The organism is Bacillus cereus group sp. N31, from assembly GCF_016483245.1.
GTDB classification, from domain to species: Bacteria; Bacillota; Bacilli; order Bacillales; family Bacillaceae_G; genus Bacillus_A; species Bacillus_A toyonensis.
In genome coordinates this window covers 129894-143154 of record NZ_JAEHCH010000004.1, presented here as the reverse complement: position 1 = coordinate 143154, position 13261 = coordinate 129894, and the positions used below count along the sequence as shown (strand labels likewise).

Sequence of the window (13261 nt, the reverse complement as noted above, 5' to 3'; positions counted from 1 at the left end):
CTCTTTAATAATTATAATGTTATTGTGATACATGCTTCATGCGAGCAAATTTTCCTTCTTCAAAAGTGAATGACACTTTCTTCTCTTACTGTTTTCACGTAGTAAGACTCCTAACTCAGGATCCAAGTTAAACGATGAAGTTACCTAGGAATCTGTCCTCTCATGAAAAGCAATTTTCGGAAAGCCTCCTTCACTTTCATATATTATAATTTAGGTGCTTTCGCCCAATCTGCAGCGAACTTTTCAATACCTTGATCTGTTAATGGATGCATAGCAAGTTGTTCAATTACTTTATAAGGGATTGTTGCAATGTGAGCACCTGCCATCGCTACACGAGTTACATGATCTGGGTGTCTGACAGAAGCTGCAATAATTTGTGTATCTAATTGATGAATATCGAATAGCTCAGCAATTTTCGCAACTAAGAGCACACCATCTTCAGAAATATCATCTAAACGTCCTAAAAATGGAGAAACATACGTTGCACCTGCTCGAGCAGCTAAAAGTGCTTGGTTCACCGTGAAGATAAGTGTAACGTTCGTTTTCACACCTTTTTCAGTAAGATAGCGACAAGCTTCTAATCCTGCTAGCGTCATTGGAAGTTTTATCGTGACGTTTTTATCGCCACCGTTAATTTTAATTAATTCTTCTGCTTGAGCAATCATTTCTTCAGCTGTAACAGCATCTGGCGTTACTTCTGCCGAAACAGACTCAACTTTAGGTACTGCCTGACAAATTTCTGCGATACGGTCTTCAAACTTAACGCCCTCTTTTGCTACTAAAGAAGGATTCGTTGTAACACCAGCTAAAACTCCAAGTTTATATGCTTTTTTTATGTCCTCAAGATTTGCAGTATCAATAAAAAATTTCATGATCAATTCCCTCCAGTTTTTAAACGTTGATGAGTTACATGTTTAATATGCTTATCCCGTAAAAGCCCGATTGGTGTGAAATAAAGCCCCTACTTATTAAAGTTTCACTTTATTTCTTTTCTACAGCATGTCCGCCAAATTCATTGCGCAGAGCTGCTACTACTTTTCCTGTAAATGTATCATTGTCTAATGAGCGATAGCGCATTAATAACGACATTGCGATAACAGGAGTTGCTGTTTGAAGATCTAATGCTGTTTCTACTGTCCATTTTCCTTCACCAGAAGAATGCATAACACCCTTAATTTCATCCAGTTTTGCATCTTTAGAAAATGCATTTTCTGTTAATTCCATTAACCATGAACGGATTACTGAACCGTTGTTCCATACTTTTGATACTTTTTCATAATCGTAGTCAAATTCACTTTTCTCTAGGATCTCAAATCCTTCACCAATAGCAGCCATCATACCGTATTCAATTCCGTTGTGAACCATTTTTAAGAAGTGACCACTACCAGCTTTTCCGGCATATAAGAATCCATTTTCTACAGCAGTATCGCGGAAGATAGGTTCAACGATGTCCCAAGCTTCTTGATCTCCTCCGATCATGTAACAAGCACCATTACGAGCGCCTTCCATTCCGCCAGAAGTTCCTGCATCCATAAAGTGAATGCCATCTTTCTTTAATTGCTCATATCGGCGAATAGACTCTTTATAATGTGAATTACCCGCTTCAATTAAAATATCTCCTTTTGAAAGCAATGGTGTAACCTCATCAATAACAGAATCAACAACAGCGTGTGGTACCATTACCCAAAGAATTCTTGGTGATTGTAATGACTGAACAAGTTCACTTAAACTAGATGTACCTGTAGCCCCATACTCTTTCATTTCTTCTACTGCGCTCGTATTTAAATCAAATGCTGCTACCTCGTGTTTATGATCCATTAAATTTTTCCCTAAATTTAATCCCATTTTACCTAAACCAATTAATCCTACTTGCATAATATAATTCCTCCTCAAATCATCTTTTATTAAAAATCTATATCACTACGATTTTGAATACCTTTCAGCACTGATAAGTTGATCTGTCCAGAAAGGTATTCACAGTCATAGCTTAAGAATTCAATACATTTTTTGTAATTTGAACAACATTTTCTGTCGTAAATCCAAATAGATTCATGACTTCAGCCCCAGTTCCTGAAGCTCCAAATGTTTCAATCGATAATATTTTTCCTTCTTGTCCTACATAACGCTCCCAACCGAGAGATACACCCATCTCAAGAGATACTCGTTTCGTTACAGAAGACGGAAGAACGGATTCTTTATATTCTTTCGATTGGTGATCGAATAGCTCCCAGCTTGGCATTGCAACGATACGAACAGAGACATTGTCTTCTTCTAGTTTCGCTTTTGCACTAGCAGCTAAGGATACTTCAGAACCTGTCGCAATTAAAATCACATCCGGATTTTCATTCGTTTGTGCTAATACGTAAGCGCCTTTAGAAAGATTCTCTATGTTCGCTTTCGTTTCATGAAACACCGGTAAATTTTGACGGCTGAGTACTAAAACGACTGGACCATCCGTTTGCTGTAAAGCATAAGCCCACGCACTTGCTGTTTCATTTGCATCTGATGGGCGGATAACTGTTAAACCAGGAATTGCCCGAAGAGCTGCTAAATGTTCAATAGGTTCATGCGTTGGACCATCTTCTCCTACAGCAATCGAATCATGTGTAAATACGTACGTAACAGGTAACTTTTGCAATGCAGCGAGTCGAATAGATGGACGAAGGTAATCATTAAATACAAAGAATGTACTCACGAACGGTTTTACTCCTCCATGAAGTGCCAGTCCATTCGCTGCCGCGCCCATTGCATGTTCACGTACACCGAAATATATATTTCGGCCAGCATACGATTCTACCGCATACACTGCTTCACCTTTTATATCTGTCATCGTAGAATGAGAAAGATCTGCACTTCCACCGAAAATAGAAGGAATCGATTTCACATAATGATTAATAGCTTCCCCACTTGCAACACGAGTTGAAATCGTTTTTTCAGTATCGAAGGATAAAATGTCTTTCGCTTCGATTAAAACTTCACCTGTAATCGCTTTTTCTAATTCATCTGCTAGTGCAGGGTTTGACTCTCTGTATAAGTTGAACTGCTCATTCCAGCCATGTTCTTTTTCAATACCTTTTTGTTTCAGTTCATTAAAATGAGCTGTTACTTCTTCAGGTACAAAAAAGTCTTCTTCATAATGCCAACCATACACTTGTTTTGTCGCTGTCGCTTCTTCTAATCCAAGCGGGTTACCATGTGCTTTGTTCGTTCCAGCAACTTTTGGACTTCCGTAACCTATAATGGTTCTAATTTCTATAAGAGTAGGTTGGTCCGTATTGTCTTTCGCTAATTGAATCGCTTTTGTAATCGCATCAACATCGTTTCCATCTTCAACTCTTACATATTGCCAATGTGCAGATTCTACCCTTTTCTGCATATCTTCAGAGAAAGCAATGTTTAATTCACCATCAAGTGAAATTTCATTTGAATCATACAGCACAATTAACTTGCCAAGTTTCATATGTCCTGCCATTGACATCGCTTCATAAGCGACACCTTCCATTAAATCACCGTCTCCAACTAAAGCGTACGTATTGTGATCTATAATAGAGTGACCATCCTTATTAAACTTCGCTGCTAAATGCGCTTCTGCCATTGCCATTCCGACAGCATTGGCAATCCCTTGCCCTAACGGTCCTGTAGTTGCTTCAACTCCTGAAGTGTGACCAAACTCAGGATGTCCTGGCGTTTTACTATTTAATTTTCTGAAGTTTTTCAAGTCATCAATTGAAACGTCATATCCAGCTAAATGAAGTAGGCTATATAATAAGCTAGATCCATGTCCCGCCGATAAAACGAAGCGATCACGGTTAAACCATTTTGGATGATTAGGATTATGATTTAAATGATTCGCCCATAATGCATAAGCCATTGGCGCTGCTCCCATCGGAAGACCTGGATGACCTGAATTTGCCGCATTAATAGCATCAATTGATAACGTACGAATTGTATTCACTGCTAATTGATTTATGTTTTGTGTCATAGTAATCGTCCCCCTAAATGCTTTCATGAAAGAAAGTACTTATTTTTTCGTTTCTTGATCTAACCACCATTTAAATTCACTTTCTTGCAATAGTTCATTAGACGCATCTGGACCATATGAACCCGACTCATATTCATGAAGTGGTAATAAGTTTTCTTCGAATGCTTCAAGAATTGGTTGTACCCATTCCCATGACAATTCAACTTCTCTCCAATGTGCAAAGAATGTAGCGTCTCCACTCACAGCATCATGAATGAGTCTTTCATACGCTTCAGGTACTCCCACATCCGCTTGCTCACAAGTAAAGTTAATACGCATCGGTTCAATTTCTCCATTTTTCAATGGATTTTTACTATTTAACTGTAATGAAACGTTCTCACCTGGGCTAATTTCAATTATTAACAAGTTAGGTGCTGCATTTGGATTACTATCTTGATATTGCTGTTTTAACGTATTTTTAAATTCGATTACAATACGAGTAGACTTTTCTTTCATTCGTTTGCCTGTTCGTATATAAAAGGGAACGCCAGTCCAAAATGGATTATCGATCCACAAGCGAGCAGCAACAAATGTGTCTATGTTAGAAGAAGGATTTACTCCTGGCTCCTCTTTATATGCTACAACTTGTTGACCGTTTATCTCACCTGCACCATATTGTCCGCGAATGATATGGTTTTGAACGTCTTCTTTTTTCACTTTACGAAGCGTCTCCATTACCTTTCGCTTTTCCTCTCGAATTTCACATGCATTAACCTTTTCCGGCAAATTCATAGCAGTCATCATTAATATTTGTAACATATGATTTTGAACCATATCTCGAATGGCTCCTGCCTGATCATAATATCCTGCCCTTTCTTCAACCCCAACTGTTTCACTCGCTGTAATTTGTACATTCGCTATATGTTCTTTATTCCAAATCGATTGGAGAACAGGATTTGCAAATTCTAGTGCTTCAAGGTTTTGAATCATCGGCTTACCTAAATAATGATCAATACGGTATATCTCGTCTTCTTCAAACGTGCGACTAAGCTTATCATTCAGCTCACGAGCAGATGTAAGGTCGTGCCCGAACGGTTTCTCAATCATTAGGCGTTTCCATCCATCCGTTTTATCAAGTCCGCTTTCCTTAATATTTAAAGCGATTGTCTCGAAAAATTCAGGAGCAACGGAAAGATAGAACATTCTATTTCCTTTTATATGTAGTTCTTCTTCCCTTTCACGAACGACTTGTAATAATCTCTCATAGTCTTCCGGCTTACTCACATCTAATGGACAATAGCGAAAATTATCTAAAAAACCTTCGAGCTCTGAAGTCCCTTCTTCTCTATGACGAGAAAACGTCTCTATTGATTCTTTTATTCTTTTTTGAAAATCTACATGAGATACTTCACGTCTCCCAAGCCCGATAACAGATATTTGCTTTGGAAGCTTTTGATCTCTATATAAGTTATATAGTGCGGGGTAAATTTTGCGTTTCGCTAAGTCCCCTGTCGCTCCAAATAAAACAAAGGTCATTGATTCCAATTTCAGTCCCCCTCTTGTTGTATAATCCTGGTCAATATATTAAAAATGAATTGTACAGAAGCTCATGTTTTTATAAAAAACAAAGAGTTATCAAATTCCAATTCTTTTTATACCTTTCGCCTTCTAATTGTCCCCAATATTAATAGTGGCAATTCAAAGCGTTTCTACTACAACGTACTTATTTATAGAATTTAACGAAATATTTTATATTTGATTACTTTTAGTAATTAAATAATATTATGTCTAGTATATTAACTACATAAATTATTATCGTCAATAAATATGTCTTAAATTACATACTATTTATTTCGTAATACTTTTCTAAGTTTATCCTGAGTTACCATTCATTTTCAAAGATAATGATCGATATAATAAATATCAGTTTCATCAAAATCTTCAATTAATTTTTCGTTAAACTCGTGAACAGACGTTACATGATAACCAAAAGGCTTCTCTATAATAAAACGGTTCAATCCTTTTGTAGCCCACAATCCACTTTCCTTAATATTTAAAGCAATGACATCAAATACTTCTGGTATAACAGATAGGTAAAACATGCGGTTTTCAGGAATGTTTAATTCTGTTTCACGTCTCTTTACAAGACGCAACAAATCTTGATAGTCCTCTATATTCGCTGTATTTAATTGACAATAACGAAATGTGCTAATAAATTCTTCTACTCCTGATTCGTCATCAGTAGCTCTTCTAGAAAATGTAGCAAGGGATTGTTCTACCTTTGTTTGAAATTCCACATCTGACATTACCCTTCTGCCAATACCGATAATCGAAATAGATTGCGGTATATGTTGATTACTAAATAGTTTGTATAAAGCAGGGTAAATTTTGCGTTTCGCTAAATCCCCTGTCGCTCCGAATAAAGTGAAACTTTATTCAGCCCTCACCAATCGGGCTTTTACGAGCAGCCCAACTCCCACCTAACTTCTTTGCTTTCGCTGAATTTTGAGGTGGGGGTCTTACTGCCTGTGAATGCGGGATAAGCGTAATGAATAAATCATGCTGCAAAAATAACATCTACCCTTTCTTCAAAAAGCTTTACAGTAGTTTTTAGAAGTACGTTACATTATTTCATTTCATGCACTTTCCTCTTCTTTATATAAAATTCTCACTAACCAAATTCAAAATATTATACTTATTTTTCGTACTTTGCTATGCTATAACCACAAACAGGAGGTATAAACTATGAAAGCACAAATTATCCATTCTTTTGGGGATTCATCTGTATTTCAATTAGAAGAAGTTTCAAAACCAAAACTTTTACCAGGTCATGTTCTAATCGATGTAAAAGCAACAAGTGTAAATCCAATCGATACAAAAATGCGTAGTGGTGCCGTTTCAGCAGTCGCTCCTGAGTTTCCAGCTATATTACACGGCGATGTAGCTGGTATTGTTATTGAAGTAGGAGAAGGTATTTCGAAATTCAAATCAGGGGATGAAGTATACGGATGTGCCGGAGGTTTTAAAGAAACTGGAGGTGCACTTGCAGAATTTATGCTTGCTGATGCACGATTAATTGCTCACAAACCTAACAATTTAACAATGGAAGAAGCTGCTGCTCTACCATTAGTTGCAATTACAGCTTGGGAATCTTTATTTGATCGTGCAAATATTAAACCTGGTCAAAATGTTCTCATTCATGGAGCTACTGGTGGCGTAGGACACGTAGCCATTCAACTAGCTAAATGGGCAGGCGCTAAAATTTTTACAACCGCTTCTCAGCAGAGCAAAATGGAAATAGCCCATCGTCTAGGAGCCGATATAGCTATTAATTATAAAGAAGTATCTGTTCAAGAATATGTGCAAAAACATACGAATGGAAACGGATTTGAAGCTATATTTGATACAGTAGGTGGCAAGAATCTTGATCATTCTTTTGAAGCTGCTGCGGTCAATGGCACTGTCGTAACAATTGCAGCTCGTTCAACCCATGACCTCTCTCCTTTACACGCAAAAGGACTCTCTCTGCACGTTACTTTTATGGCATTAAAAATATTACATACTGATAAGCGTAATGATTGCGGAGAAATCTTAACGAAAATAACGCAAATTGTAGAAGAAGGAAAACTTCGCCCATTGCTAGATTCGAAAACTTTCACGTTTGATGAAGTTGCCCAAGCACATGAATATTTGGAATCGAATAAAGCAATAGGAAAAATAGTGTTAAAAAACGTTTGGTAATTTTGACTCGATAAAAACAACTTATTAGTTATCCTAATTACCAATTAACATGAGATAATGATACATAAAATAAAATGCCATGCGTAACAAAAACCTTGCAGAGAAATTCTACAAGGTTTTTGTCTATATATTTAAATAAAGAATCATATTAAAATAAAAGGTTTACAATTCATCATAGTAGTCTTAAATATAAGCTGCTTTAAAGGCTTGTTGGACAGCTTGTACTTCTAATGAGTCTTTACCATATAAGTTCGTTGCTACACGAATACAAGCTTCTTTTAATTCTTTAAAGTCAGAAGTCATATTTAATTCATCCGTATTTGCATAATAGAAAATATCAAACATTTTATCTTCTCCAATGCCATGTACGTTTACTCCATTATGGTTTCCACCACTAGCAATCAAGTAAGCTACTTTATTAATAATGCTAGAGTTCGTGTGTACACCACCATGATCGTGGTCAGCATCAATAGGTAAGTTATTATAATGTCTATAGTCCTCCGGATATCTAGAAGAGATAGATGATGGGTTTTTCATATCTCTAAAAATACGACCTGATTGTTCTCCCATTGTCCAATTGAACTTTCCGTTATTGGCATACTTTTCAACTGCTACTCCTAAAATATCAGATAGAGCCTCATTAATTGCACCAGCTTCTCCTGCATACTCAAGTCCAGACTCATTTCTTGTAACCGCGTGTGTAAATTCATGTCCTGCCACATCAAATGCTCTAACAATTGGATCTCCGTATACTAGCATAGCTCCATTACTAAATGCATTAAACCACTGCTTAGGATTTCCTTTATTCGTACCATTTGTGTTCCAACCATGAACGACAGAAATTACTTTTTGTCCGTTATTATCAAAGCTGTTACGGCCATATTTTTCTTGATAAAAATCATATACTTTCGTTGCTAAATAATGGGCACTAACTGCTTTAGGATCAGTAAAATTTGTAGAATTACTTGTTACTAAATCATCGAGATAACCCCATACATTTCTTCTATAATTATTATAATCTTTATAATTAGCAGTATATGTTTCAATTCCCTTACCACGAGAATAATCTGCAAGCATGTACGTTCCATCACTTCGCTGCGTAATTCCAAACGTACGATTAATACCTAAGTCATCTTTTCCTGTACCTGTTAATTTCGAAGGATCTTGTGCTTTATTTGCTGTCGCAGATTGGACAATACTACTATCTACTTGTATACCCAATTTTTGAACGAGTTCTTTTAATAGATTACCCCCAAAAGCATCAATTAATACCGTACCAGATACATATTCAGGTGTAGATGCACTAAAAGTAATTTGATATGCGTTTGTAGCTTTATTTGTATTTTCATCTACATATACCACTTGTTTAATTTCTGGTTCTTCAATAAATATGAGATCATTTCCATAGATGTTGAAAAGCTGTTTCTTTGCATCCTCTTCTGATAAAGTAATAGGTTGTTTCAAATCTTCCTGTTGTTGTAGATCTTGGGCACTATCCCCCGAAACGCTCGTAAGTACACCATCATCATTTATATGTGCTGTTAGTTGATATCCGTATACATCACTTCCTTCATACGTTTGTTGAAGACGTACCAATGTAGTACCATCATAAGATTTACGACTTTGCGTAACATTATAATTAACTTTGGATTCCGTATTAACTTGCTTTGATGATAATGCTTGTTCTGTTTTTCCTTTTAGTGCATCCTTTGCTACATTTTCTGCCGAATTTTGAGAAGGTGCTGTTAAATTACCTGTTCGGAACGTATCTTCCTTTGTTTCCACTTTTAAATCTTCTGTTTCCGCATGCACTCCTCCATAGGGCATAATCGCCGATAACACCACTCCTGTAGTTAAACCTACCTTTACGAAATTATTCATATTCTTACTCCTTTATAATCTTATTATTAAGTTAAATAAATGTTTATCTACTGTTTATGAATTGTGCTTCCTCATAATATGGATAGATTCCATTCATTTCTCAAAAATTACTCATTATATAAACTATCTTTATACTTATTCATATACAGTATTTTTTGTGGTTCTGATAACATATTTATTGCCATCCACACATTCTTTTTCATTTCTAATTTTTGCATTGGTATCTCTTTTAAAACAGGATTACTTATAATTGCTTCCATTTCTTCATCAATTCTTTGCATAAGATTTTCTTCCGGATTATTTTGCAAATAAGTATTTTTCAATCCCCATTTTGTCATTATAAATTCATTTGTTTTATTCATAGGATTCATAATAGTAGCTTTACTAGTTAATCGTTTTTTAATTTCATCATGATAGATTTTAATTCTATATCCTTCTTTTAGTGGAACTGTATCTTTTACAATCGTTACATTTGTTCCTTCCATTTCCTTCGTATAAATTTTTTCCCCCTTATTATTAAACACCTCTATTGATGCGTATTTTTCACCTGCATAATAGCTATGAGGCGTTTTAGTAGTAACCGTAAAAACAGCTTGATCTTGCTCTAAGTCTGTATTTAATTCGGCAAACTGGTCATCTCCTAATCCTAGGAATTGAATCGTTTCATTTACCAACTTACTCACTTTCATTTCGTTAATATCAATGGTTAGACTATTATCTTTTTCCTTTATATAGGTATAATACGAACTGAAATGGTACATACTATCCGTTTTTCCACCTGAAATCTCAACTGTATAAACTCCATTTGGTACGTCTTGTAAATTGATATCTGTTTTTTCAATTGTTTTCTCTTGAATAACTTTATTCCCTTCTTTTAATTTAATTTTTCCTCCTTTCAATGTATCTATTTCATTTGTATTTAAATGGATATGCAAATTCCCTTTTAGCCCAAGTGAAGCAATTTGCTGATTTGTAACTATTTCAAAGTTGGAGTTTATCGGAATCTCAGGATCAACTAGTGCTCTTGCTTTAACTAATTGTGATTCAGGCACTATATAAGCTAAAGAAGTAACAGCCGGATAACCTTTCGCCCTATTAATCTCTATTTGTTTATTATTAAGTTTAAAGCCCCATCTTTCAAAGACAGGTGTAAAATCAACTTGTCCATTCTCACTATAATACTGATTCATTAAATCTGGTAAAGAATGGTCACCTTTTTTGAAAGCTGTATTGCTAGCTATTTTTCGATAACCTTGATACATTTTCGCAAAAGCTTCATCGCCAGCTTTTTGTTTCGCCATCGTTAAAAGAATAAGTTTTTGTCGTAAATCTAAGTCATCATAATTTTTATTTTCTTTCATTAAAGAATTGTATAAATTCCGTTCTACTTGTTCCTTCTTCCCAAAATTAAACAACCAACCAACTTGATCTGCTTTTTTGCCGTATTTACTATATTGATATTGAACACCAAATAGATTATTAGAAACTTCTCCTGTAAATATTCCTTGATTATCAAAACCAGCTTGGTATCCATGGGCAATTTCATGTAAAGTTCCCCAACTAAGTTTATCTAACCACATCTTTGTACTATCTGTACTATTCGCTGTCCAATTTGCGCCATAATAGGCACCGCCAGCACCGGATATATCTGCTTTTAAGAAATAACGATTTTGACTTTTTCTATTTTCAACAGTTGAGCCATCTAAACCAATAATTGAATCATATATCACAAAAATATCTTCATAATACGCAATTAACTCATCTAACGATTGAAAATCTTTTAAAGATCTTACTAACTCTGTATCTTTTTTAGGTACAAATAATTGAAAACTCTTCCCTTGAATTAATGCATACTCTCCATCAAATTGATCCCATGTGCTAAAAAATTGAGATACACTTCCTTGTTGTTTATAAATTGGAAGAGGTTTCGTAGCACTTTCATACCCTACTTGGTACTCCAGTATAGCGCGCTCTTCACCATACGGAGTATCTATGAAAGGAACTAAAGGCGTATCACCTTGAATAGTGACCCATTCATTTCCTACTTGTATGGACTTTTCATTTTTTGAGTCATTAGATAATAAGCGTAATGTTAATTTGTCTTTAAAATAAAGATTCGTTTGTCTTACCTTTAATGGTGTATTTCTCTGCAAAATAAATCCTAAATCTTGTCGATCGTGATATTTCCCCTTACCTATGCCCGCCTGAAATATCCAAGTAGGCTCTTCTAAACTAGTAATTTTTTTTACATTTGTTCGTTCATCAGCATGTAAGTGTATATTTCCTATGAGGAAAAACATTGTATACATTATGCCTATAACAAGTAATTTTTTCATTTGCATATCTCCTTTTCTATTTTTTATATACAAAATACAATAAAACAAATTCCTCCTTCGTTACTTAAAACTGTAGTCCATAAGTTATTTCCCAGTGTAATTATTATAGTTACATTAATTCATGATTATCAATCATTAGATATATGTAATTTTACATATACAAATATTTAACATTTAATAATAAAATATCTTTGCCTATACTCCTTTATCACTTTCAAAAATTAATCAAAAAAACACGAAGACTTAAATGTCTTCGTGTTTTTTTTTAATATATATCGTTACACTTGTGATTGAATTAATAACTAGAATCTTTTTACTCATTCCTTATGAATAATGTTTATTATTTATGAAATTTCACACGCTCTTCAAGCGGTTGGAATTCTTTTTCACCTGGTGCAGCTGTTGGATTACCAAATGGCATTTGTGCAATTAGTTTCCAATTAGCAGGAACATTCCATTCTTGTTTTACCTCATCATCAATTAATGGATTATAATGTTGCAAAGATGCCCCTAATCCCTCTGCTTCTAAACCTGTCCACACGACTAATTGGTGCATACCTGATGCTTGGTGTGACCAAATTGGGAAGTTTTCAGCATATGCAGCAAATTTTTCTTGAAGCGATTTAACGATAGCCTCATCTTCAAAGAATAATACTGTTCCATAACCAGCTTTAAAAGAATCCATTTTTTGTTGCGTTCCTGAAAAATCTCCATCTCCAACTACTTTTCTTAATGTTTCAGTTGTAATATCCCATAATTTATCATGAGCTTCACCAAATAATACAACTAATCGCGCAGTTTGAGAATTGAAAGCTGATGGAGTATGTTTCACAGTAAACTCCACGATTTCTTTAATTTTTTCATCTGATACTTGTACCTCTTTATTAATTCCATAGTAAGTACGTCTTTCTTTCAGTGCGGTATAGAAATCTTTTGTCATAATTCATTTCCTCCTAATTTTTAATATTCTTCAAAATGATACATTGCGAAGATAATATGGGTTTAAATGAGTTCATTTTTGAATCATTGAACTCCATAACACCAATTGCTAGTCATTCTGAATCTAACTAAACTGCTTCATTTAAACCACTTTAGTTTACTAAAAAAACATTTTATAACATCGTTGAGACAATCTAGTGATCATTCGGTACTATTTTACCCATTCTCTATTCATGTATCCTGCTTGTTTCATATTTACACAAATATGAAAATAACCTTAAATTGCTGGTCAAAAAAGCCAGGTAGCATGAATAACACATTACCTGGATTTTTACAGTTTTAATTTAAATTCAGCTAAACATTACCAATGAATAGTATTAAAAACTATACCCGTCACTTATTT

General features: G+C 34.9%; 9 protein-coding genes and 1 pseudogene. 1 reads left to right on the top strand and 9 read right to left on the bottom strand.

What is annotated here, in order from left to right; all coding sequences use genetic code 11:
* Positions 1–203 precede the first annotated feature (203 nt).
* The 6 genes and pseudogenes from fsa to JDS81_RS08635 all read right to left on the bottom strand — a co-directional run bounded on the left by fsa (position 204) and on the right by JDS81_RS08635 (position 6538).
* On the bottom strand, positions 204–872 hold the full coding sequence (gene fsa, locus JDS81_RS08660; RefSeq protein WP_000667688.1) for a fructose-6-phosphate aldolase: 669 nt from the start codon (positions 870–872) through the stop codon (positions 204–206).
* Positions 873–981: 109 nt separating this feature from the next.
* The gene (gnd, locus tag JDS81_RS08655; RefSeq protein WP_001195919.1) at positions 982–1875 is read right to left on the bottom strand and encodes a phosphogluconate dehydrogenase (NAD(+)-dependent, decarboxylating); all 894 of its coding nucleotides are present in this window, start codon (positions 1873–1875) and stop codon (positions 982–984) included.
* A 112-nt stretch (positions 1876–1987) separates the two neighbouring features.
* The gene (gene tkt, locus JDS81_RS08650) at positions 1988–3982 is read right to left on the bottom strand and encodes a transketolase (protein WP_097953885.1); all 1995 of its coding nucleotides are present in this window, start codon (positions 3980–3982) and stop codon (positions 1988–1990) included.
* A 39-nt stretch (positions 3983–4021) separates the two neighbouring features.
* Positions 4022–5506, bottom strand: coding sequence for a glucose-6-phosphate dehydrogenase (gene zwf, locus JDS81_RS08645; RefSeq protein WP_000445347.1), 1485 nt, complete (start codon positions 5504–5506; stop codon positions 4022–4024).
* 350 nt (positions 5507–5856) lie between these two features.
* Positions 5857–6393 (bottom strand): annotated as a pseudogene (locus JDS81_RS08640) (glucose-6-phosphate dehydrogenase); the annotation flags it as partial.
* Positions 6394–6397: 4 nt separating this feature from the next.
* Entirely contained in the window at positions 6398–6538 is a 141-nt protein-coding gene (locus JDS81_RS08635) for a hypothetical protein (protein WP_179864510.1), read from the bottom strand.
* 168 nt (positions 6539–6706) lie between these two features.
* On the opposite strand from JDS81_RS08635, the gene JDS81_RS08630 reads away from it, so the two are divergent.
* The gene (locus JDS81_RS08630; protein ID WP_097953884.1) at positions 6707–7702 is read left to right on the top strand and encodes a zinc-dependent alcohol dehydrogenase family protein; all 996 of its coding nucleotides are present in this window, start codon (positions 6707–6709) and stop codon (positions 7700–7702) included.
* Positions 7703–7885: 183 nt separating this feature from the next.
* On the opposite strand, the gene JDS81_RS08625 is transcribed toward JDS81_RS08630, so the two are convergent.
* The 3 genes from JDS81_RS08625 to JDS81_RS08615 form a co-directional block, all read right to left on the bottom strand.
* Complete coding sequence (locus JDS81_RS08625) at positions 7886–9583, bottom strand: M4 family metallopeptidase (protein WP_097953883.1); 1698 nt, start codon at positions 9581–9583, stop codon at positions 7886–7888.
* Positions 9584–9690: 107 nt separating this feature from the next.
* Positions 9691–11919 carry a putative mucin/carbohydrate-binding domain-containing protein gene (locus JDS81_RS08620; RefSeq protein WP_097953882.1) on the bottom strand — a complete coding sequence of 743 codons (2229 nt, stop codon included), beginning with the start codon at positions 11917–11919 and terminating at the stop codon, positions 9691–9693.
* Positions 11920–12259: 340 nt separating this feature from the next.
* The gene (locus tag JDS81_RS08615; RefSeq protein WP_000158953.1) at positions 12260–12859 is read right to left on the bottom strand and encodes a nitroreductase family protein; all 600 of its coding nucleotides are present in this window, start codon (positions 12857–12859) and stop codon (positions 12260–12262) included.
* Positions 12860–13261: the final 402 nt, after the last annotated feature.